Raw genomic sequence first — 23232 nt, 5'->3', positions numbered from 1 at the left:
TTTCAATGCAACAAGATTCGTCACGTGCTCGCTTTTCGATGTCCCTTGGAAAATTAATTTTCACGTTTAAGGGACATGGTTGAGTGATGTTGCAGTTTTCTTGCGCTGAACGGGAGTGGCGCTAACTTTTGGAAACACGCAGGCCGCTCATGTGCGATCTCACGGTTGTCGTTCCTACGTACCAGGAAGCCGCCAATCTGCCAGAGTTAGTCTCTCGGATTGATCAGGCCACGAAATCCGCAGGCATTCACGCCGAGATACTGATCGTCGATGACAACAGCCCTGACGACACACCGATGGTCTGCAAGGAGTTGGCGGTGGATTTTCCCATCCGGCTCATCGTGCGAACCGAAGAGCGAGGTCTCGCCAGTGCGGTGGTTGCAGGGATGAAGGTGGCCCGTGGTGATGTGCTGCTGTGTATGGACGCCGACCTGTCTCACCCCCCCGAAGCCATTCCCGAACTGTATCACGCCGTTAGCGGCACGGCCCCCATTGCCGACTTCGTTGTTGGCAGCCGATATGTCCCTGGTGGCGGAACCGACGCCGCTTGGGGTCTTTTTCGGTGGCTGAACTCCAAAATCGCGACGCTCTTGGCTCGCCCACTGACGGCTGTTCAAGACCCCATGGCCGGTTTCTTCGCATTACGGCGAGAGACGTTCGAGCAATCCGCCCCGCTCGATCCAATTGGCTGGAAGATCGGGCTGGAATTGATCGTCAAATGTGGCTGCCGAGCGGTTGTGGAAGTTCCAATTCATTTTGCTGACCGAACGCAGGGAGAGAGCAAACTCAACTTGCGTGAGCAGATCAATTACTTGCGGCATCTGCGGAAGCTGTATGAATTCCGATTTCCGAATTGGAATTGGTTGTTGTTATTCGGCTGCGTTGGCCTGACTGGCGTTGTTGTCGATTTGTCCATGTTCCAGGTACTGCTGAACTGGCTGACGGTACCGATGGCGGCCGTCTTGGCCATTTGGATCGCGATGACATGGAATTACATCCTGAACCGATCCATCACGTTTCGGAACACCGAGCGAAAACCTTGGTTGAAGCAGTACGCGGAATTCTGCGCGAGCTGCTTATTCGGTGGGCTGATCAACTGGGCCACACGGAGCAGTCTTTGTTTAGCGACCGCGTATTTCGCGACGCACCCTTTGCGGGCTGCGTTGTTGGGAGTGATTGCGGGAACCGCGTCGAACTTCCTACTTTGTCGGTTCCTGGTGTTTCGACCCACGACTGCCGGTCTCGACACGCCGAGCGTGAACTCCGTTCAGCCCACCGAAGCCTCGACGGAAAATCCACAGTTCCCCAAGGTCACCGAACCCGCCCAACACCATCATCAGTCAACTGAAGGGGAATTGGAATCAAGTCGTCATCGACAGGTTGTTCACGATAATCCACTGCCGTGACCTGCCTATCTGAAAAAGTCACCATCTCCTACCTGGGCTCATCTTCAAGAGAAAACGGACCTTCAGCGAGACGGCCCCCTTGGGAAGTTGGAATCGAACGATTTGTTGTTTGACACCCCTTCTCTGTCGGCTACTATCAGTCACATGAGTGAGTCAGACGCGAAGTTCATCAACCGTTCATAATTTGTCGCGAATTGTTCAATCGGTCACACGGAAACCTTCTTTCTCGGCCTGGTGCCTCTCGCCAGAGAAAAAGAGTTGACAGTGGCCCGAACATCAAATCCGCCGAAGAAACTTCTTCATCGGATGAGACAAAAAAATTCACAAACGGTTCACCTTCTCGTCCTTTCAGATAAACGCAGCATCCCCGCTGAATCGGGCTTTCCTTCACGGTTTCGTAGAAACCGTCGGTTCGTTGTGCGCAAGCATTGCGCGAACCAAGCCAGTTGAGTCGGGGCGTTAGGGGTCGCAAGATGCTGCCCGATCCGGGACAACAACAAGACGAACTGTCGTCGCGTGCGCCAGTATCGAATCCATCCGATCGCGAACCTGCATCGGCCGATTCGGATCCAAGCGAAGACATTCGCTTGCACTGTGAGCATGACGATGGCGAACAGAAATCTTCTCCGGCGGAAATTCCGTCGGCGGAGAACGTCGTCGAACAACTACAACACGAGTTGGCACAACGCCTAGGGCCGCGAAGCTACAACCGTTGCTTCAAAGCCGGTGCGAAGTTAGCCGTAAGCGGAACAGTCGTCACCGTCAGCGCGGTAAGTCCGTTCCTGCTTCGCTGGGTTCAACGGGATTTTCGCGCGGTCATCGTTCAGACCGTTCGTGATATTCTCGGGCCAGCCGGTGAAACACGCTTCACGTTGGCGTCGGCATCGGCGGCGAACGTGGTTTCGACCGAGCCCAAGGAAACGGCGCAACCGAAACCAACTCCACTGGCAGTCGCTGCCCCTGAGGCAACCGCGACCGATGACCGAGACAACTCAGAAACCGACGCCGATCCAGCAACTCAACGTGTTCGGCGATTCGCGTCGTTGAGTGATTTCATCAGCTGCCCTGCTAACATGCTGGCGTTTACAGCGGCTCGTGAAGTCTGCGAACGACCGGGAACGGCCTGCAACCCCGTGATTTTCTACGGTGGTGTTGGTGTCGGAAAGACGCATCTGCTCGAGGGCATTGCTCGTGAGTTCAAGCGAACTCGTCCAAGAGCAAGAACGCTGTTTCTGACATCCGAAGCGTTCACGAATTACTTTACAACTGCGCTGCGGAACCGTAGCACACCCGGATTTCGGCAACGCTTTCGCGGCGTCGATCTTCTATTGCTGGATGACTTCGATTTCTTCGACGGTAAGAAAGGAATCGCAGAGGAGTTGTTGCACACGTTTCAGCAACTCACCTCGCAAGGCAAGCAAATCGTGCTCACGGCCGACCGGCATCCGCATCTGCTCACCAAGTTGAGTGATGAACTCGTTTCACGATGCGTCGCGGGACTGCTTTGCAAAATGGACACGCCGGATGCTTCCGCTCGGGAAAAAATCCTAAGTCGCCAAGCCCAACAACTCAATCTAAAAATCACCCCGCCGACACTCGAATGGATTGCGAATCGCTTCCAGAATGTCCGCGAAGGTCAAGGGGCTATCAACATTCTAGCCACGCACGGGCGGATGAATCCCGGCCAAACGTGTTCTTTGGCTTTTGCTCGAACGGCATTGGCTGACTTGGAGCGTGACTGCACCCAAGTCGTCAGTCTGGCCGACATCGAAGCCGCCGTTGCAAAGTTCTTCAATCTGACCGGAGCAGACCTACGATCGGCCGGTCGAAAACGTTCGTTGACCGGCCCACGAATGCTAGCAATGTTCCTTGCCCGCAAGCACACACAAGCGGCTTACAGCGAGATCGGTGATTTCTTCGGCGGACGCAATCACAGCACTGTGATATCGGCGGAGAAACGAGTCGTCGGCTGGCTCGATCAATCCGAAAACCTGCCTGTTGCTCATGAGTCTTGGAGTGTCGGCCAAATCCTTGATACCCTCGAAAAGCAACTGCGAGCCGGCTAGGCGTTGCTTTTTGTTTCTCGCTGCGTGAACAAAACACAAGGACGAAAGCAAGAGTTCAAGCAATGGAGTCGCCGACGCCCTGTTACCGATAGACGTCTAGCATTCCTCTTAAGAAGAGATGTGTGTTCACGCAAGCGAACCCACAACTGTCCTGCCCACGCACATCCGACACAAATACTCCCCGCCGAAAATGCATCGCAATTCGATTTTCGAGCCTTGTTCTCGGAAGTGGTGCAGGTCGAGATTCCATCCCGGTCACTGCGTTTGAACCAAGAACTAACAAGATTGACAAGATATGGAATTGACAACTGGTGTCGTTGTTCACTTGTTGGTGGAACTCGTTTTAGTCATTCGGGTCATGCTCAAACCGCACCGTGATCCGGCATCACGCATTGCATGGATCGCGGTAATTGGTTTCGTCCCGTTCCTGGGGATACTTGGTTATCTGCTGTTCGGCGAAACTAATATAGGTCGCCGCCGTTCCGAGAGACTTCGCCAAGTCCTAGCCGACATGCCGGAAGCACCTCCCATCGATGCTAGTGAGGAAACTAATCTCTCTCCATCGATTCCCTCGAAATACCAGCCGCTGTTTCGGTTAGGTGAATCAATTAGCGGTTTCAAGCCGGTCGGCGGAAACTCAGCAACGTTGATGAAAGACTCTAACACGACAATTGACTCGATGGTCGCAGACATTGATGCCGCGACTGAGCACGTTCACTTGTTGTTCTATATCTGGCTAGCCGACAACAATGGCACCAAAATTGTAGAAGCTCTCAAACGAGCCGCTAGTCGTGGAGTTGTGTGTCGGGCGATGGTCGACAATCTAGGCTCGCGTGCCATGATTCGCTCCGAACACTGGCAATCCATGCAAGACGCTGGCGTGCGATTGGCGATCGCATTGCCAATTGGCAATCCCTTTCTACGCACTTTAATCGGTCGCATCGACCTGAGAAATCATCGCAAAACATTAGTCATTGATGGCCACACCACGTACTGTGGAAGTCAAAACTGTGCCGACCCGGAATTTCTAGTCAAGGCGAAGTACGCTCCTTGGGTAGACGCCGTGATGCGATTTGAAGGTCCGATTGCCCGACAAAACTTGCAACTGTTTGCTAGCGACTGGATGACTTACACCGATGACTCGATGCACGATCTGTTACGTGAACCTCTTGTTGCTCCCGAGCCTGGAATTCCAGCCCAGGTGATCGGCACCGGCCCGACGAGTCGATACTCAGCGATGTCCGAAACCTTCGAAGCATTGTGCTATTCCGCCCAGAAAGAACTCGTCATTTCAACCCCGTATTACATACCGAATGACTCAATTCAGAACGCAATCTGTTCGGCCGCCTATCGTGGGGTGAAGACGACGATGATCTTTCCGGCACGGAATGACTCCTGGGTGGTCGCCGGTGCAAGTCGTAGCTACTACGCGGAACTGCTCGAAGCGGGCGTTGTGATTCACGAATATCAGGGGGGACTTCTCCACACTAAGTCTTTGACATTAGATGGAGAAGTTACACTGATCGGCTCCGCGAACATGGATCGTCGCAGTTTCGAACTCAACTATGAGAACAACATCCTGCTTTGCGATTCTCAACTGACCGAAGCCATGCGAGAACGACAGCAATCATACATCAATCAATCTCAACTTATTTCGTTGGATTCGGTCATTTCGTGGACTTACTCGCGACGACTCTGGAACAACACACTCGCCGTCTTAGGGCCGATTCTTTAACCGCAAGTTGCAAGACCTAGCAACGTCCAGAACGGCGGGCAATGCAAGGATTGCCACTAGTGATCAAATTGGACGAGAGTCGAATTTGAAGACAAGTGAGTCTCGACTTCGAAGCTAGCACTTCTAGATGGAATCGACGAAAGGGGTTCGTTGGCAGCATCCCAATGAATGCAAGAATGGCCACTAGGTCAACATCTCACACCGCTGAATAGAAGCCGAGCCGAACTTGGTCACAGGTTCCAGTCTGAGTGCGTTGAGTCTCCCCAGACCGCCTGCTCCCAAATAACTACAATTCGGCTGCCACGATTGAGAGTGAACTCGGCGAGGAATTTTCCCTCGAAATCTCTTCCACTTGTCATGTGGCTGTCGTAGCATGATGTGATGAGATTTCAACCTAATGCGCTCCGTTCGGTTGTTCTGGTTTTCGGCTGTCTCGGGGTGTTCCTGCATTGCGGATGCTCCACTGGCGACGAAGACTCGACCGCAACCTCGTCGTCATCGAAAGACCTTCGCCCTAAGGACTCGCATGAGCGAATGGTCTGGGAGTTATCCCGGATTCGCTTCGAGTCCCGCAAATCGAACGAGTACTTTGCAACGCAACATGTTGATGCGATGCGGAAGCAGCTAGGCAAGTCCGAGACGAACCAAACCGACCTTCGGCAATTCGAAGCTCTTTGGCTGCTCGCACCTCAAGAGTTGCAACTTGGCGATACCGAAGAAGCGGTTGCGAATTTGGAAGCCGCCAAGCGACTGCTGGAATACGTCGAACCGAAGATGTCCGAGGAACAGATCGAACTGTTCTACATCGATCTTGCAGTTGCTTGGTTGCGGCTTGCCGAAACGCAGAACTGTATCCATTGCGAAACTGGTGAAAGCTGCATTTTCCCGATACGCGACGAAGGAATCCATCGTCAAAAGGATGGCAGTGAGAAAGCCAAGGCCTACCTGATTGAGCTACTTGATCGCCAACCAGACAGTCTCACAGCGAAGTGGCTCTTGAATGTCGCAGCGATGACGCTCGGTGAACATCCGGATGGAGTTCCGACCGCTTATTTGATTCCAGCTGAACGATTCGAATCCGATGAGGATTTCCCCGTTTTTCAGAATATCGCCAAGGAATTGAAGGTCGATACGCTGGGTTGCTGTGGCGGCTCGCTGGTTGACGATCTCGACGGCGACGGCGACCTGGACTGGATGGTGTCGGATTGGGCACCGTCGGGGCAACTTCGATTGTTCCGCAACGATGGAAACGGAGGTTTCGAGGACACGACTGAACAATCCGGGCTCAAAGGGCTGTTTGGTGGACTCAATCTCGTGCAAGCAGACTATGACAACGACGGTGATGTCGACGTCTTGGTATTGCGAGGAGCGTGGTTGGGTGATGCTGGGCAATATCCGAATTCGCTCCTGCAAAACGACGGTGACGGCAATTTCCGCGATGTCTCATTTGAAGTTGGTTTCGGAGATCAGCACTTCGCCACCCAAACCGGGGCATGGGCCGATTTCGATAACGATGGCGATCTCGATTTGTACATCGGCAACGAAACCGCTGCGTCGCAACTATTTGAAAACCAAGGGGATGGGACGTTCCGTAACATCGCTGCGGCGGCAGGTGTCGAGAACAATCGGTATGCGAAGGCCGTTGTTTGGGGCGACTTCGACTCAGACCGGTTCCCCGATCTGTATGTCTCTAATCTGGGAGAAGAGAATCGTCTGTATCGGAATCAACGGGATGGCACGTTCAAAGATGTGGCACTCGAAATGGGTGTCACGGGGCCCATCCACAGCTTTCCCGCGTGGTTCTGGGACTACAACCAAGACGGTCGACTGGATCTCTTCGTGTCGAGTTACCTCGTTGGTATCAAACATGTTGCGGCTGATTACCTGGGGATAGAACACGAATCGGAACCAGATGCCCTCTACCGAAATGACGGCGGAAAGCTAACCGATATTGCCAGTGAAGTCGGGCTGACAAGCGTGACTCAACCGATGGGTGCCAACTTCGGTGACCTCGACAACGACGGTTTCCCGGATTTCTACCTTGGAACCGGATACACCAACATTCGCGGACTTATGCCGAATCGCCTGTTCCACAATCGAAACGGGAATCGCTTCTCCGATGTCACGTCGGCCGCCCGCGTCGGACATCTGCAAAAAGGCCACGGTGTTTCGTTTGCCGACTTCGATGAAGACGGCGATCAAGACCTCTTGCTGGAAATGGGGGGAGCCTATCCCGTCGATGCCTTTCAAAACGTGTTATTTCAGAACCCGGGATTCGGCCATAACTCTTTATCTGTGCGTGTGATCGGTCGTCGGTCGAATCGGTCGGGGATCGGTGCGAGAATCCGAGCGACTTTTCGAGAAACCGAGACAAGTGACGCAAGGACCGTCTATGCCTGGGTTGGGAGCGGTGGAAGTTTCGGCGCGAACCCCCTGCGACAGCATCTTGGGGTCGGCAACGCGAAGAAGATTGACCAACTCGAAATCTTCTGGCCAACCACCGGCGAAACTCAACGATTTCAAGATCTGCCTGTAAACCACATCATCGAAGTCACGGAAGATTCTACGGAAATCGCGAAACGCCCGTATGCCAACATGGAAAAAGTCAGCAGCGATCCGAACTGACCAAGGCCAGGTCGCCAACCCCCACGGTTTATGAGGGAATCTCGGATGAAAACGATGTTTCCAGGTGGTCGCGATTGATACTGCGGCTACAAAGCTTAGTGAAAACCTAGAAACTCGTGAGCTCCGCTCAAGATAGATCGTTGGGGCAGTCGAGTTCGCAACAACGCAAAAGTACAGTCAGCAAGACTACGGATTTCGGTGAAGTAATTCACAAATATTTCCCGAAGATTAAACAAAACCGGTTGACTTTACGGTCATCTCTGGCATCATGGGTGCCAATTCTATCGAAAAGCGGAATATTCTTTCCCGCAACACAAATCAGAATTTCACTTCTCGAAACCCTTCTTTTCCTCGTTTTAAGGAACTCTATTGTGCCTCGAAAGTACCAACGCGGTGCGTTCACGCTCATCGAACTGCTAGTGGTGATCGCGATTATTGCGATTCTTATTGCTCTACTGCTTCCGGCAGTTCAGCAAGCGCGTGAGGCTGCACGTCGAACAGAATGTAAGAACCACCTGAAACAAATTGGCTTGGCTGTCCACAACTTCCACGATGTCAATGGCGGTCTTCCACCGCTGACCCTGGCGTCCACACGCGCCTCGTTTTGGGTCATGATCCTGCCTTACCTGGAACAACAAAACGCGCAAGATGCGTTTATCAACGGTGCGAATGCCGGCACTGACAAAACGGCGATCGGGCTCAGTATGGAAACGAACTGGGACCGTCTCAACGCTTCCGAGAGAGAAGCCATGGGCTCTATCCCTGATTATTTCTGTCCGTCACGACGCGCCAGTGGAACCAAAGACACTGGCTCACAGCGTGGCCCGCTTGGGGATTACGCGGTGGTATTCCTCTACCGAGAAGTTGATGACAACACCAACTCCGAAGACAGCTGGTGGGGACACTACGACCCCTGCAGCGGCAGTCATGTAAACCGTCAAAAAGGTGCCATTCGCGTGTCCAAAGCGACTGATTGCTCCAACGACAATCGAAAAGCTGAGACTTGGAAAGTCCGTGCCGCATTCCGTGATATCACGGATGGCTTGACCAATACGGCCATTGTCGGGGAGAAGCATATCAGCGCGGATGAAATTGGCCGGTGTTGTAACGAGAATCACACGGATGGTTCATGGGCATTCTCGGCCGGTAGTTGGCGTGAATACCAAGTCGCTCGGAACATTCGTCACCGGTTCGGCAAGGGAGCCAACGATGACGGCAACGGTGCCGACCCCGCCCGTGACGTCGGTTTCGGAAGTTGGCACCCAGGAGTCTGTCACTTCTTGCTCGGTGACGGCTCTGTCCGTGGACTCAGCGACAACGTACCGGAGCTGATTCGTCGCCAGCTTGGTCACCGCTCAGACGGGACGACCTTTGAGCTTCCGTAACGCTTAATCACAACATGAACGTCCGGTCACATGACATGGGCCGCCCCGAAAAGGCGGCCCGTTTTTAGTTATCGTCCACCAATAGATTTAAACGCGGGATTGACAATGAAAACCTCAATGGCTTCGACGCTGGCCATCTTTGCCTGTTCACTGCTTATGGGATGTGGCGGCAGTGACAACTCTTCACTAAGCGGGACCGTGAAGTTTTCGGACGGCACCCCTTTAACTCAAGGAACTATTGTTTTCACAAGTAGCACCTACGAGACCGAGGCCCGGATTAACAATGATGGCACGTTCAGCGTGGAAGGCATCGGCAACGATGAAGCCGGCGCGCCCCCTGGAACCTATAAAGTCTGGTTCCGTGATGTGGGCGGTCAAGCGGATTTGAGTGCCCACTCGGAAGATGGTAGTGAGAACGAAGACAGTGCCAAAACAGACTTCTTGGTCGCGGAAAAATTCACAACAGTGGGTGCGACAGACATCACGAAAGAAGTGGAGAGTGGAAGCAACGAATTTGAGATCACTGTGGAGAAACCGTGAGGTTCAATCATTGGAATGGTTGCTTGAGGGCGGCGAGATTTCGAATGATCCCCTCACACACGATTCGTTGCGGTGCCGTCATTTTGGCGGCATTGTTGTGTTCGTCATGCAGTCGTGAATCGTCCCCCGTTGAAACCAGCGAGCAGAAACTCGACAACCGTAATGAAGCGGCGGCCTCGCCGAAAGAAACTCGCTTCGCAAAGTTGCCGCACCAACAATCGCGTGCTACGGAAATGTCACCGGCTCAGCCGACGGATTGGTTAGAACTTGTCGAGCCAACCGGTTTCGACTTCGCCTATCAAGACGGAAGCGAAGCCGGTTACTACCAGTTGCTGGAATCGGTTGGTGGTGGAGTCGCTCTGTTCGACTTCGATCGCGACGGCGATCTGGACGTCTTCGTGACCGGCGGGGGATATTTCGAAGAAATTCCCATTCAGGCGCGTGGTCACCGGTCGGCCTTGTTCCGCAACGATGGCGACTGGAATTTCGTTGACATCACCGAGCAGATGGGGCTAGCAGAAGCGGCATTTTATTCTCACGGTTGTACCGTTGGGGATGTTGACGCCGACGGCTGGGACGATCTGTTCGTCTGCGGTTTCCAAGGCTGTCGCCTGTTCCGTAATAACGCCGGATCAGGGTTCGAGGATGTCACCACCAAATCGAAATTGCAGTTCGACGGCTGGGGAGTAACGGGGGCATTCGCTGATGTCGACCGTGACGGCGATTTAGATCTGTATCTCGTCACCTACGCAGATTGGAAACCGGATCATACCCGTGAGTGCAAGAACGATCAGGGTATGCGTGACGTCTGCGGGCCCACCAAGTTTCCGGGAAGTCGTGACGTCCTTTGGCGTAACCGGGGTGATGGAACTTTCGAAGATATCAGTACACAGGCTGGGCTTGTCGACCGTAATCGCGGCCTGGGAATCGTCTGTGCTGACGTCGATGATGACGGCTGGATTGATTTGTTCGTCGTCAACGACGTCGAGGAAAATCAACTCTACCTCGGCGGGCCAGAATTGCCCTTCCGTTCCGTGGGTGAAATCGCAGGAGTTGCCTATTCCGATAGCGGCGAACGCGAAGGGTCAATGGGAGTCGATGTCGGCGACTTCAATGGCGACGGTTTGGCCGACCTTTGGTACACGAATTATGCCTTCCAGGACAATTCGCTGCTGCAAAAGGTTCCGGGAATCAGTTACGTGAATGTGACCAATGTTATTGGTCTCCGTGGGACGTCACGCCGGTGGGTCGGATTTGGAACCGCGTTAGCCGACTTAAACAGCGATGGTTGGCAAGACATTTTCATTGGCAATGGGCACGTCGTTTACGAGCGTTTCGATAGTCCCTATTACCAGCCGGCTCAACTTTTTGAGAATCAACAGGGTCAGCAGTTCGCCGAAATCACCGAGAAAGGTGGCCCATTTTTCAGCGTACCGCATTCGATCCGCGGGACGGCTGTCGGTGATCTCGACAACGATGGCGGTCTCGATCTGGTCGTCGTGCAGCAAAACGATCCGGTCGCCATGTTGCGGAATCGACAACCAGCCAAGCACTGGGTACGAGTCCTTCTTCAAGGGAAGGAATCGAATCCGAATGCCGTCGGAGCGGAAGTGTCTGCACCGTTCGATGGCCGCACACTCACACGCTGGGTGCGGGGAGGCGGGGGATACTGCTCGTATTTCGATCCGCGAATCCTATTCCCGCAAACGGATCCCCAACCCGTCGATGTCACTGTCCACTGGCCGAGTGGTCAAACCGAAGTCTTCCGGCAACTGGAACCGATGAGAACGCACAAGCTCACTGAGGGTGACGGTCAGCATGTCGACACCAGCCAATGATTCGCAACGCCATCCGATTCGTGAGTTGGTCGTTATTCTAACGGGAGTGCTGCTAGTCGTTGGAATAGTATTGGGCGGATGGTGGTATGCATCGCAAGCCGACCCCACGCCCTCGGAACTCGACGAAGCTAGAGTTCTGCTCGATGAAATCAAAGCGGGAACGAACGCCTCCGCGAGACTCGAAACCGCCCAAAAAGCCGAGCAGAAGCTTCGCCAATTTCTCCAAGAAGAATCGAATCAAGAAGATGCCGCGGACTTGCTGCTGCTTGCCGCTCGTTTGATTCAATCCCCGGTCGAGAACTTGGAAGGGCAAGTCGACCGCATTGATTTGTCGTTGGTCCCAACCCCCGACTTGGCAACGATGGCTTTCATCACCCTCAGCGTGGGTCAACACGCGATTGCGGACCAAGTCATTTCAGAAGCAGTGACACGCACAGCAAACGATCGCTCGTCGCAGCGTGAGCAGGTACTTCGTTTGGCGGCGATGATTCGGTATGAACTGGGTCGCAGAGACGAGGTGCTCGCTCATTGTCACGAGTTGATCGAATTGGCTCCTGAGGATCCGGGCCCGTATCGCGTGATGGCATTTGTCTACGAGGATCGCCAGGAGACGAAGCAGTTGGCGGAGGCGTTGCGTCAATTGATCCAACGAACTGACCATCCGGCTGACGATCCGTTTCAACTAAAACGCGTGGAAGCTTTGATCACACTTGGAGAAACCGCCGCTGCCCGCAAAGAATTCGACACTTTAGAGGTGGAGTCTCTCCAAATAAGTGCCGATGCCCCGATGGTTCGTGCGAAATTGCTGGAGCTAGAGGGACGACTCGATGAGGCCAGCGTCGTCGCCAATCGTGTTCTAGCCGAGAGGCCAGACGATGTGGATGCGTTGTCGCTCTTGGCTCGTGTGAATGCCGCCCAAGGGGATTTGGATGCCGCGATTGACCGGCTCCGAAGAGTCTTGGAACTAACACCGTCCGATGAGAAAGTTCATTATCAACTTGGCAAAATCCTTGCGCGGCAAGGGAAGTTGGAAGAAGCTCAGACGCATATCGATCGGCATCGAGAATTGCTGGATACGAAAGTTCTGCTGAACCGTCTGGAACATTTAGCATCGCAACGACCCGCCGACATCGAAATCCGAAAACGAATCGCTAAGCTGTATCGCAGCTTGAGTTGGGAGCCAGAAGCAAGATTCTGGGATCACGCTGCCGAAGCCGCCGCATCCTTCGGTCAATGAAAGCAGACTTCTTCATGGAGCCATCGTCAAGACATTCGAGTCGCGTCTGCTTGCGACTCTCCTCCCCTGCGCGTCGCCCCTATGTCGTAAGTTTGGTGATGGTCATCGTCGCAGGGTGCAGTCCAGACAACACACCAGACTCGGACCGCAAAGTCCAAACGGCATCTCACGCGGAAACGCCCGTCGCGGAAGATATTCGCAACGCACCACTTCCCCATACGTTCGACAAGCGTGCGGAACCTCGGCCGGCACGTGAGACAGATTGGTTCGAAGATAAAACCGCCTCATCTGGAATCGATTTCGCTTACCGAGACGGCAACGAGGCCGGATTCTACACGCTCTTGGAAACGGTTGGCGGCGGTGTCGGAATGATCGACTACGATCAAGACGGCGACTTGGATTTGTACTTCACCGGTGGCGGCATGTTGAACGGCCCGCCACTCACTGTCCAAGGTCGGCAACCAGCGTTATTCAGAAACGACGGAAATTGGAAGTTCACCGATGTGACTCAGTCGGTCGGGCTTAACGAGAGCGATCAGCAACATCGTGTCTATACACATGGTGTTGCTGTCGGCGACTACAACAATGACGGGCTCCCGGACCTTGCAGTCACGGGATACGGCAAATGCCGCCTCTTTCGCAACGAGAATGGTTCCCAATTTGTCGATGTCTCAGAGGAAGCCGGGATCGTCGGGAATCGCTGGTACACAGCAGCCGCTTGGCTCGACATGGATCAGGACGGCGACCTTGATCTGTATGCAGCCACGTATTGCAAGTGGACTCCCAAAGACCACATTGAATGCACGCAACCGACCGCCGATGGCGGCAAGATTCGTGAACCCTGCGCTCCCAGTCAATACCCCGGGGATAGAGACTCCCTTTGGCAGAATCATGGGGATGGCACATTCGAGGACGTGGCCGAAACCGCTGGACTGACCGAAAGCCATCGCGGCTTAGGCGTCCTCACGGCCGACTTCGATCAAGATGGACGAACCGACATTTTTGTCGCCAACGACGTCGACCAAAATGATTTGTACTTCGGCAATGGAGACGGGACCTTCACGAACGAAGCGTTGCGTTCCGGTGTTGCATTCTCTCCGACAGGAATGGCCGAGGGGTCGATGGGAGTCGAAGCCGGCGATGTCGACGGTGACGGCCTAATCGATCTTTTCTATACCAACTTTGTCGGCCAAGATAATTCGCTCTACCGCAGTGCTGGTGATCGCATTTTTCTGAACGCTGCGGATCGCTTCGGCATCCTGGGAATCTCGCGGTTGTGGGTCGGATTTGGCACAGCACTCTGTGACTTTGACGGAGATGGTTGGCAGGACCTCTTTGTCGCCAACGGTCATGTCTTCTACGGATCGAAAAACAGTCCTTATTATCAACCTCAACAACTGCTTCAAAATCAGAATGGGAAGCGTTTCGAGAACATCAGCAACGTCGGTGGCCCGTACTTCAGTGTTCGTCGTGCCGCTCGCGGGACCGCAGCGGGTGATCTCGATAATGATGGAGATTTCGATCTCGTCGTCGTTCATCAAAATGAGCCGCCCGCACTGCTCCAGAATCGGAAATCCAACCAACACTGGGTTCGGCTTCAACTCCACGGAACAGAGTCCAACCGCGATGCAATCGGAACACGAGTCTCTATCGTGTATAATGAACGAACTCTGACTCGCTGGGTCCGTGGCGGCGCGGGGTACTTGTCGTCATCAGACTATCGAATTCTCTTTCCAAGAGCGGACGAGACCCCGGCAACCGTAACGGTCCACTGGCCGACTGGTAGGCACGAACAATTCTCTGAACTCGCTGTGAATCAAACCCATGAGCTCGTCGAAGGTCGAGGGAAGAAACTCCCCAGTTCCGAAGGACAATGAAGGCGGTCCACGCCCTCATCGACGCTGGGTTTGGTTTCTCGCAGTTGCTGCAACACTGACCGCCGTGACGGTGTTCGCCCTATTCTTCAGACCGGACCAACAAAAAACTGACATCCCAGACGCCCGTGCTGCACTCGCCAAGGCCGTTAAGGAGAAGCGACCGCGTCGGCAACTTTCTCTGGTAAGACGAGCCAAACGACGGTCGCAGCACTTCACAACGACGACTGGTGAACTTTTATGGTGCGTCGCGCAACTTTTGGAGCACCAAATCACCCAAGATCCAATCTCAAAAAGCGATCGCGAGACGATCGACGATTTAGCCGATCGAGTCTCTGCCGTTGAATTTGAAACCGAAGATCTACTCATTTCCACACTCATTTGCGCACAGACTAACGAGACCGAACTCGGCCTAGTGTTAGCCGACTCTTTGATCGAACACGAGCAGCCTCGGGACGAGATCCTCAAAACCGTTGCAATGATGCGATTTCAAGCGGGCAAGTACGATGCCGCCATCCAAGTCTGCAAGGAACTCACTCAACAGTTCCCAGATGATCCACTTGCCTGGGACATGCTGCTGTCGATTTACGAGGGACGGGGCCACCGACTACAACTGATTGACATCTACGAGAAACTCATCTCGATCAAACCTCACACGAGCGATCAATACCGTACTAGGTTGGTGCAACGACTGATTGAAGTCGGCGATGTATCCCGCGCTCGCAACGAATACGAGCAGTTGCAGAACGAAGCATCAGCAGACGCTCCTTTGCTAGCAGCGCAGCTATTTTTCCTAGAGGGCAATTTCGACGAAGCCTTGAAACAACTCACAGGTGTGCTAGAAACCGACCCGGCAAATCTGCAAGCCCTCGTACTTCTAGGACGCATCCAACTAGCACAAGCTCGATCACGCGATGCGATCAACACATTACTGCAAGTTTTAGATGCCTCTCCGCAACATCGAGAAGTGCACTACTTGCTATCGCGAGCTTATGTGAACAACGACCAACCAAAGCTTGCCGCTAAGCATGCACGCATTCACGAGCAACTTCACTCAGCCCAGAAACAAGGGGCTCGAAATGATTAACCTTCAAAAACTCAGCCGCGAATTCAGAACAACACTTCGTGGCATATCGTTACTACTTCTCTGTCACCTAGCAATGGGTTGTGAATCGGAAAATACCGACCCATCGAAGTCTCAAACTGCGACAGTGACATCAGAAGACACTGAAAACATGACGGCTCATGAACGCATGACGTCATGGCTTCGTACAATTGCCGATTCGACGGCGGAGGAACATCCCTTTCTGGGCAGCAAGCGAGCCAAAGAACTCGCATCCTTTGTCCGCGAAGTGGAAGACTTTTACGGCGACAACATTCCCGCTGACTTCCGATCTTGGCACCTCTTTTATTCCTCCGGCAAGGCCGAGGTTCGACTTGGGAACCTGAAAGCTGGAATCCAGAGACTAAAAACCGCAAACCGCCTGGCAACCCAGGTCGACTTTAGTCAAGACCCGCTCGCAACTCAAAACCCGTCGGCCCCCGAAAGCAACCTAAACCAATACTATCGGAACCAGACCCGGTTTTACCTGGCGGTTGCAATGCTCAGGTTGGGCGAAACACAGAATTGCTGCGCACAAAACAACGCGGAAAGCTGTATTCTTCCGATTCAAGGTCGTGGACTACATACCCGCCAGGAAGGCTCACGACAGGCAATGCAATACTTCCTGCAAATTCTAGAAGATTCACCAGACGAGGTTGACGCGAACACTGCTGTCGAACTCGTTGAGTCATCACGATGGCTACTAAACATTGCTAGCATGACGCTAGGCGAATGGCCGGAAGGAATTCCAGAAGAATACCGTGTGTCCGAAGACTTCTTCCATGCCACACCAGATTTCCCGCGTTTCACTAATGTTATGCCCGATTTGCATCTAGATACATTCAATCTTTGCGGTGGCGCAGTTGTGGATGATTTCGATGGCGATGGCTACCTCGACATCGTGACTAGCACATGGGACACGCAGGGAGAAATGCGATTCTTTCATAATAACCAAGATGGAACGTTCGAGGACCGAAGTGTGGATTCGCAACTTGGCGAATTCTTGGGTGGTCTGAACATGGTGCATGCCGACTACGACAACGACGGTGATCTCGATCTCTTCGTCGTCCGCGGGGCTTGGTTGCAAGAGCACGGCCAACACCCCAACTCATTGCTAGAAAACAATGGCCACGGTGTCTTCACTGATGTCACAATTCCAGCGGGACTCGCAGACGAAAACTACCCATCCAAAACTGCTGCTTGGGCTGACTACGACAATGATGGCGACTTGGACCTCTTTGTGGGGAATGAATCGACAACGAGGCTCCGCGCGAAGAACCAACTGTTTCGGAATAACAGCGATGGCACATTTACGGATGTGGCTAGTGACGCCGGTTTAAACCAGCAGCTATTTTCTATGGGAGCTGTTTGGGGAGACTACGACAACGACCGTTTCCCAGACCTATTTATCGCAACCGGTTTTAGTGATCCTCTCACTGCTCTAGACGGTGGGGGGCCGAATCGTTTATTCCACAATGATGGTGAGGGGCATTTCGTCGATGTCGCAGTCGACCTTGGAGTGACAAAGCCTATCGCTGCGTTTCCCGCTTGGTTCTGGGACTACAACAATGATGGTGTACTTGATCTCTACGTAGGATGCTCATCGGGGCCTGTTGGCGTTCTCGTCTCGGAACACCGCTTCGGTCGGAACCACCTCTTTGCGGGCGATGGGGCGGGTGGATTCACAGACGCGACGGAATCCGTTGGGCTAACCTACCCGTCACAACCGATGGGGGCGAACTATGGTGACTTGAACAATGACGGGTTTCCGGATTTTTATCTTGGCACTGGTAACATCGAGTATTCAGAGTTGCAACCGAATGTCATGTTCTTGAATGAATCGGGACAACGTTTCACAAATGTCACCTATGCCGGTGGATTTGGCCACTTGCAAAAAGGCCATGGGGTTTCATTTGCAGACCTGGATAACGATGGAGATCAAGACGTTTACGTTCAACTTGGTGGAGCGTGGCCGGGAGACAAGTATTATGACGCCCTCTTTGAGAACCCGGGATTCGACAACCACTGGTTAAGTATTCAGCTGGAAGGTCGGCAGAGTAATCGATCGGCGATCGGTGCCCGGATTCGAGTTGAAATTCGTGAGAATGGAAAATCGCGGACGATCTACAAACATGTTTGCAGTGGTGGTAGCTTTGGTGGAAACCCTCTTCGACAATCGATCGGACTCGGACAGGCCGACCGGATCGACAAGTTAGAGATCTATTGGCCAACAAGCGACACTACGCAGACGTTCCAGAATGTTGCCGTCGATCAATTCATCCACATCGTTGAAGGCGAAGATAAAATCTTGCAACAAGAGTTAAGGTCATTCAAACTCGGCAGTCCATCATACTAGACTGTTTCACAGACACTACACCCGCGGAGTATGCCAGGAAACCGAGCGTCATAGTCTCTGCCACTAACAGTATACGACACTCGGTTAGCATCTGATTGAACTGCAATTGTTTCGGACTCGTCGGTCGTCTTTGGGTTTGACAGAAGTGAGTCCGCCGTTTAGTCATTTTCTGATTCGGGTTGAAAGAAAACCGCCAGCCAAACAGTTGGCTCTTCTGGTGATGTCCAGTCGACGCGATGTTTGCGGTGAGCCGGAATCAAAACCCAATCACCGGGCGTTAACTGTTGTGACTCGCCGTCGGCATAGACTAAAGTCGCCTCCCCCTTCAAGACAACAACCCATTCGGTCTCCTGTTGGTCATACCAAGAGTCGTCTGCGGTCTTGTGTCCAGTAGAGACAATCCGTTCGATGCGAACGTGCTGATTGGCAGCAAGAACTGTAATGAGTTCTTCTGGCAGATCCGTCGGCAAGTCGGCGAAGAGATTGTCCATTATTCATTCTCTAAATACTGAAATCGAGGCACTTGTTGGCCTTCGACTTCAACAGTCTCTAGAAACATCGCGAGTGGACGCACCCATAACCCCTTCTCGCCATAATCTTGACGGTAGACGACTAACTCTTCCTCCGTTTCACTGTGCCGAGCGACTCCCAGTACGAGATACTCATGTCCCTTGTAGTGACGATAACGTCCTTGATGAATGCTCATTCTCGTTGTTTCTATTCTTGAAGACTTCTCGATCGCGGCTGAAATTGTTCTCGACACCGAGTATAGTCAAATTTCGCTCAACATTTGAGAACCTGCGTGGGGTTTTGCGTCATAATTGACGTGTTCAGATCGATCGCGAGATTGTTCGCTCATCAAGAAAGTGGTGTCGTTTCTATGGTCTATTCAAAAGTCGCAATCATTGCGAGTTGCTTCCTCTCGATTGTCGTCACGAACAAGGGTATGACGCAGGAAGTCACGTCTCCTTTTAAGATTGAACGCACGGTTGCCACGCAAGGATTTGATGGCAAGTTCTGTTGGGTCCATGCCCGAGCTGGGGCAGTTCCGTCAACAGCAGGTTCCGAGGCGATGGTTGTCATGACGCTTCAAAAGTTGCAGCTGTCCGGCTCCGATGTCTTTTATGCACTCAACGAAATGCGGACGACGAATCTCGGAAAGTCGTGGACTCCCCCCGTCGAACTTCAATCATTCGCCCGAGTTCCATTTGCGTTCGATGGGCACGATGATTTGGAAATGACGGTTTGTGATTTCACCCCGCAATGGCACGCGAAAACGGAAACACTCCTTGGAACCGGTCACACAGTTGTATACGAGAATAACCGCGTCCGCAAAATACGCCCACGTGAAGTTGCCTACGCGGTCTACCACCCAAGCCAAGAAACCTGGGCAAAATGGCGAACTGTCGAATTGCCGAATGAACCGAAATTTCGAAACGCCGGTGCCGGATGCGGACAACGTGCCGACCTGCAAAACGGCGAGGTTCTACTGCCGATCTACTTCAAAGAAATTGGTGAGACGCAATACGCCACGACGGTGCTGCGGTGTCAGTTCGATGGAGAAACGCTCCGCTACCGCGAACACGGTACCGAAATGAGCGTGGATGTAAAGCGTGGCCTCGCTGAGCCGTCAATCACGGAATACGATGGGCGATACTTTCTCACGATGCGTAACGACGATCATGGGTATGTCTCGGTCAGCGAGGGCAACGACTCATTGAAGTTTTCGCCGCCCAAGAAATGGACGTTTGACGACGGTTCGGACCTAGGAAATTACAACACGCAACAACATTGGGTCCGGCATCCAATCCATGGTCTATGGTTGGTTTACACACGTCGAGGGGCTGATAACGACCACGTCTTCCGTCACCGGGCGCCGCTGTTCATTGCCAAAGTCGACCCAGAACGATTGCACGTAATCCGCGCGACTGAGCAAATCGTTGTGCCGGAGAAGGGCGCACGTCTGGGAAATTTTGGCATCACGGAAGTCAGTGAAAACGAAACTTGGATCACCGCGACCGAGTGGATGCAAGGAATCCCCCCGAATCCGCACGACCCTCGGCCATTGGTGAAGCGTGGAGCCGATAATCGTGTTTGGGTTGTCAAACTAAATTGGGCGAAGTCCGCGTCTGGGGCACAGTGAGCCAAACGGAATCCGTCGCCAAACGAAAGTTTCTTCCGAATCCCCGATGCAAGCAACCCGGCGAAAACGTATCATGAATGCTTGATTGGTTCCGCTGAGAATGCGAATATGCCATGAGCGTTCTTCGTGAATGGCCCCGCCCCAAAGTCGCCGTGGATCTCGATTGCAACGGGTTCCGGTAATTGATTGCTTGCAATGAAACACATCATGACGATACGACATAGCCTTAAATCGATTCTCCAAGGGGTCTGCTATGTGTTGATTCTTTCCGGTGGCAGTTCCGCGTTTCTTGGCAACTGTTTTGCCTCGGACGATTCGCAATTCTACACCGACGAGGTCAAACCTCTCCTGCGGGAACGATGCTACGCGTGTCACGGGGCGTTGAAACAAGAAGCTGACCTGCGTCTGGACACGGGTGATTTCATCCGACGCGGCGGCGATTCCGGATCGGCCATTGATCTGACATCCGTCGAAAGTAGTCTCATTCTGGACCGCATTTCGGATCCCGATCCGGCCTTGCGAATGCCGCCAGAATTTGAGGGAGAGCCGCTTTCCGCCAAACAGATTGAAATCATTCGCCAGTGGATTGCCAACGGAGCGAATGCTCCAGCCGATGAGAAACCCGAGGACGATCCCAAAGATCACTGGGCCTTTCAGCCGATTGTTCGCCCTAAAACACCGGTCGCGAACTCCGATTGGATTCAAAATCCGATTGACGCATTCGTGGCAGCGGGACACCAGAAACATGGTCTTACACCGCAACCGAAAGCAGATCGGCTGGTTTTGCTGCGTCGATTGTATCTCGACTTGCTCGGTGTACCGCCAACTTCCGCAGAGATCGCTGCCTTCGAGGAGGATACGTCGGCCGAGTGGTACACGAAAGTCGTCGATCAATTGCTCGATGATCCCCGACATGGAGAGCGTTGGGGACGTCATTGGATGGACATTTGGCGGTACAGTGATTGGTGGGGGTTGAACAAGCAACTCCGAAACAGCCAGAAACACATCTGGCATTGGCGGGATTGGATTGTGGAATCCCTGAACGAAGATATGCCGTATGACGAAATGGTGCGGCTCATGCTGGCTGCGGACGAGTTGCACCCCACGGACTCCGATAAACTGCGAGCCACCGGGTATCTCGCCCGGAATTTCTACCTGTTCAACCGAGCCCCATGGATGGAGGAAACGGTCGAGCATGTCAGCAAAGGTTTTCTTGGAATCACGCTCAATTGTGCCCGCTGTCACGATCACAAGTTTGATCCGTTTGATCAAGAAGATTTCTATCGGATGCGTGCATTCTTCGAGCCGTACCTCGTCCGACAGGACCTCGTGCCAGGGGAAACCGATTTTTCGCGTGATGGCATTCCGCGGGTCTACGATGCTCTGCTCGACAAACCGACGTATTTGTACATCCGTGGCGACGAACGCACGCCGGACAAATCGACCAAAATTGAACCGAACGTCCCGACTGTCTTGGCATTCGATGAACTGATCGTGGAACCCGTGTCGCTTCCGCCGGAAGCCTGGCAACCGGAGCGACGGGATGGGGTGCTCAACTCCTACATCGCGGATGCAACACGTCAATTCGAGGCCGCGGAAGAAAAACTCTTGAAACTACGAGCCACTCAGGAAATTTCAGTCACCGAGGAGACGAATGTCTCTCAGGCGGAAAGTGAATCCGCGAAAACCGAACTCGAACTGTGTGAACTTGAGTTTGCCGTCGCAAAAGTGGCCTTGGAAAGTGTGGAACGACGCGTAAAAGCCGTCAAAGCGTCTTGGGACGATGCGGATTCTGAGTCGGCTCATGAGGCCATCCGCGGGGAACGTCAGCTTGCAGTCGCCAAGGCCCAACTTGAGTTGGCCAAGGCTCAGCAAAAGCTCACGAATGCGAAAGACGATCAAAAGTCGAACGCGAAAAAATCCGTCACCGCGGCGGAAAAAGTCCTTGCGGAAGCTCAGACGAAGCTGAACAAACCAATTTCGGAATCAGAGACATTCACACCCTTTTCTGGTGCGAAATGGTCGGCTACTCGCTTCTTGAGCTCCGGAAAAGACGACCCGCCGCCATCGACGCCATCAACCAGCACCGGACGTCGGACAGCACTCGCGAACTGGATCACCGACCGACGAAATCCGCTGACGGCAAGGGTGGCCGTCAATCATATTTGGACGCGGCATTTCGGAAAACCGCTGGTGCCGACGGTGTTCGACTTCGGTCGCAAGGGTCTTCCTCCAACTCACCCCGAACTTCTCGACTGGCTTGCCGTCGAATTGATGGAGAGCGGGTGGAGCATGAAGCACATTCATCGCCTCATCGTCACCTCCAGCACCTATCGTATGAGTTCCACAAAAATCGGTGCGGAAACAAACATCGAAATCGATGCCGAGAATCGCTTTCTGTGGCGGCGAATCCCGATTCGATTGGAATCACAAGCAGTACGCGACTCGCTCTTAGCACTTGCCGGCACGTTGGATTTGTCGATGGGAGGACCGCCGATCCCCTCCGCCGCACAAGCGAAATCCAATCGACGGAGTCTCTACTTCTTCCACTCCAACAACGAACGCAACCAGTTTTTGACAACTTTCGATGAAGCGTTGGTGAAAGATTGTTATCGCCGCGAGCAAAGCATCATCCCACAGCAAGCGTTGGCGTTGACCAACAGCGAGCTTGTTCTGGATGCGTCAAAGCAGATTGCAACGCGACTCTCAAACACGCACAAGGCCGATGAAAATTTCATTCGCGAAGCGTTTCGCCAGTTGCTTGGAATGAATCCCAACGCGGAGGAGATTGCGGCCAGTCAGCAGGCGATCTCTGCTTGGAAGTCGCTCGAAGGCAAAACCAATCTCGATGCCCGCGTGAATCTTATTTGGGTATTGGTCAATCACAACGACTTTGTCACGTTGCGTTGACCCGTTAGGAATAGA

General features: G+C 53.3%; 15 protein-coding genes. 13 read left to right on the top strand and 2 right to left on the bottom strand.

Annotation, left to right across the window (positions count from 1 at the left end; all coding sequences use genetic code 11):
* Positions 1-149: 149 nt before the first annotated feature.
* From G6R38_RS08810 to G6R38_RS08760, 11 genes are all read left to right on the top strand, one after another.
* A complete protein-coding gene (locus tag G6R38_RS08810) occupies positions 150-1406 on the top strand; it encodes a glycosyltransferase (protein ID WP_166823010.1) in 1257 nt (418 codons plus the stop codon).
* Positions 1407-1879: 473 nt separating this feature from the next.
* Positions 1880-3472, top strand: coding sequence for a DnaA ATPase domain-containing protein (locus G6R38_RS08805; protein WP_166823006.1), 1593 nt, complete (start codon positions 1880-1882; stop codon positions 3470-3472).
* A gap of 295 nt (positions 3473-3767) precedes the next feature.
* On the top strand, positions 3768-5207 hold the full coding sequence (gene cls / locus G6R38_RS08800) for a cardiolipin synthase (RefSeq protein WP_166823000.1): 1440 nt from the start codon (positions 3768-3770) through the stop codon (positions 5205-5207).
* Positions 5208-5588: 381 nt separating this feature from the next.
* Entirely contained in the window at positions 5589-7832 is a 2244-nt protein-coding gene (locus G6R38_RS08795) for a CRTAC1 family protein (protein WP_166822997.1), read from the top strand.
* A 371-nt stretch (positions 7833-8203) separates the two neighbouring features.
* Positions 8204-9217: a DUF1559 family PulG-like putative transporter gene (locus tag G6R38_RS08790; protein ID WP_166822994.1), complete on the top strand. Its 1014-nt coding sequence runs from the start codon at positions 8204-8206 to the stop codon at positions 9215-9217.
* A 117-nt stretch (positions 9218-9334) separates the two neighbouring features.
* The gene (locus G6R38_RS08785; protein ID WP_166822991.1) at positions 9335-9757 is read left to right on the top strand and encodes a carboxypeptidase regulatory-like domain-containing protein; all 423 of its coding nucleotides are present in this window, start codon (positions 9335-9337) and stop codon (positions 9755-9757) included.
* Positions 9758-9801: 44 nt separating this feature from the next.
* Positions 9802-11595, top strand: a complete 1794-nt coding sequence (locus tag G6R38_RS08780) for a CRTAC1 family protein (protein WP_166822987.1) — start codon at positions 9802-9804, stop codon at positions 11593-11595.
* Positions 11576-12832 (top strand): tetratricopeptide repeat protein, encoded by a 1257-nt coding sequence (locus G6R38_RS08775; RefSeq protein ID WP_166822984.1) that lies wholly within the window; start codon positions 11576-11578, stop codon positions 12830-12832. Before G6R38_RS08780 ends, G6R38_RS08775 begins: the two co-directional genes overlap by 20 nt.
* Before the next feature lie 50 nt (positions 12833-12882).
* Positions 12883-14709 carry a CRTAC1 family protein gene (locus G6R38_RS08770; RefSeq protein WP_166822981.1) on the top strand — a complete coding sequence of 609 codons (1827 nt, stop codon included), beginning with the start codon at positions 12883-12885 and terminating at the stop codon, positions 14707-14709.
* Entirely contained in the window at positions 14657-15793 is a 1137-nt protein-coding gene (locus tag G6R38_RS08765; RefSeq protein WP_166822978.1) for a tetratricopeptide repeat protein, read from the top strand. Before G6R38_RS08770 ends, G6R38_RS08765 begins: the two co-directional genes overlap by 53 nt.
* Before the next feature lie 148 nt (positions 15794-15941).
* A complete protein-coding gene (locus G6R38_RS08760) occupies positions 15942-18164 on the top strand; it encodes a CRTAC1 family protein (RefSeq protein ID WP_166822974.1) in 2223 nt (740 codons plus the stop codon).
* Between the two features lie 158 nt (positions 18165-18322).
* Here the strand turns inward: G6R38_RS08760 and G6R38_RS08755 are convergent, their stop codons facing one another.
* Together G6R38_RS08755 and G6R38_RS08750 are read right to left on the bottom strand one after the other, a co-directional pair.
* Positions 18323-18655 (bottom strand): cupin domain-containing protein, encoded by a 333-nt coding sequence (locus G6R38_RS08755; RefSeq protein ID WP_166822970.1) that lies wholly within the window; start codon positions 18653-18655, stop codon positions 18323-18325.
* Positions 18655-18870, bottom strand: coding sequence for a DUF1653 domain-containing protein (locus G6R38_RS08750; RefSeq protein WP_166822966.1), 216 nt, complete (start codon positions 18868-18870; stop codon positions 18655-18657). The genes G6R38_RS08755 and G6R38_RS08750 overlap by 1 nt, the downstream gene beginning before the upstream one ends.
* Positions 18871-19044: 174 nt before the next feature.
* Between G6R38_RS08750 and G6R38_RS08745 the strand changes: the two genes are divergently transcribed.
* Together G6R38_RS08745 and G6R38_RS08740 are read left to right on the top strand one after the other, a co-directional pair.
* Positions 19045-20307: a sialidase family protein gene (locus tag G6R38_RS08745; protein ID WP_166822963.1), complete on the top strand. Its 1263-nt coding sequence runs from the start codon at positions 19045-19047 to the stop codon at positions 20305-20307.
* Between the two features lie 207 nt (positions 20308-20514).
* Positions 20515-23217 (top strand): PSD1 and planctomycete cytochrome C domain-containing protein, encoded by a 2703-nt coding sequence (locus G6R38_RS08740; RefSeq protein WP_166822960.1) that lies wholly within the window; start codon positions 20515-20517, stop codon positions 23215-23217.
* The last annotated feature ends 15 nt before the right edge of the window (positions 23218-23232 follow it).

Source organism: Thalassoroseus pseudoceratinae (genome assembly GCF_011634775.1).
Classification (GTDB): domain Bacteria; phylum Planctomycetota; class Planctomycetia; order Planctomycetales; family Planctomycetaceae; genus Thalassoroseus; species Thalassoroseus pseudoceratinae.
This window is presented reverse-complemented; position numbering and strand designations above follow the sequence as displayed.

Coding starts and splice junctions, on each gene's coding strand:
- G6R38_RS08795 (WP_166822997.1), top strand. CDS start 5,589: ATGAGATTTCAACCTAATGCGCTCCGTTCGGTTGTTCTGGTTTTCGGC.
- G6R38_RS08780 (WP_166822987.1), top strand. CDS start 9,802: ATGATCCCCTCACACACGATTCGTTGCGGTGCCGTCATTTTGGCGGCA.
- G6R38_RS08755 (WP_166822970.1), bottom strand. CDS start 18,655: ATGGACAATCTCTTCGCCGACTTGCCGACGGATCTGCCAGAAGAACTC.
- G6R38_RS08760 (WP_166822974.1), top strand. CDS start 15,942: ATGACGGCTCATGAACGCATGACGTCATGGCTTCGTACAATTGCCGAT.
- G6R38_RS08785 (WP_166822991.1), top strand. CDS start 9,335: ATGGCTTCGACGCTGGCCATCTTTGCCTGTTCACTGCTTATGGGATGT.
- G6R38_RS08750 (WP_166822966.1), bottom strand. CDS start 18,870: ATGAGCATTCATCAAGGACGTTATCGTCACTACAAGGGACATGAGTAT.
- G6R38_RS08740 (WP_166822960.1), top strand. CDS start 20,515: ATGACGATACGACATAGCCTTAAATCGATTCTCCAAGGGGTCTGCTAT.
- G6R38_RS08775 (WP_166822984.1), top strand. CDS start 11,576: ATGTCGACACCAGCCAATGATTCGCAACGCCATCCGATTCGTGAGTTG.
- G6R38_RS08805 (WP_166823006.1), top strand. CDS start 1,880: ATGCTGCCCGATCCGGGACAACAACAAGACGAACTGTCGTCGCGTGCG.
- G6R38_RS08745 (WP_166822963.1), top strand. CDS start 19,045: ATGGTCTATTCAAAAGTCGCAATCATTGCGAGTTGCTTCCTCTCGATT.
- G6R38_RS08810 (WP_166823010.1), top strand. CDS start 150: ATGTGCGATCTCACGGTTGTCGTTCCTACGTACCAGGAAGCCGCCAAT.
- cls (WP_166823000.1), top strand. CDS start 3,768: ATGGAATTGACAACTGGTGTCGTTGTTCACTTGTTGGTGGAACTCGTT.
- G6R38_RS08765 (WP_166822978.1), top strand. CDS start 14,657: ATGAGCTCGTCGAAGGTCGAGGGAAGAAACTCCCCAGTTCCGAAGGAC.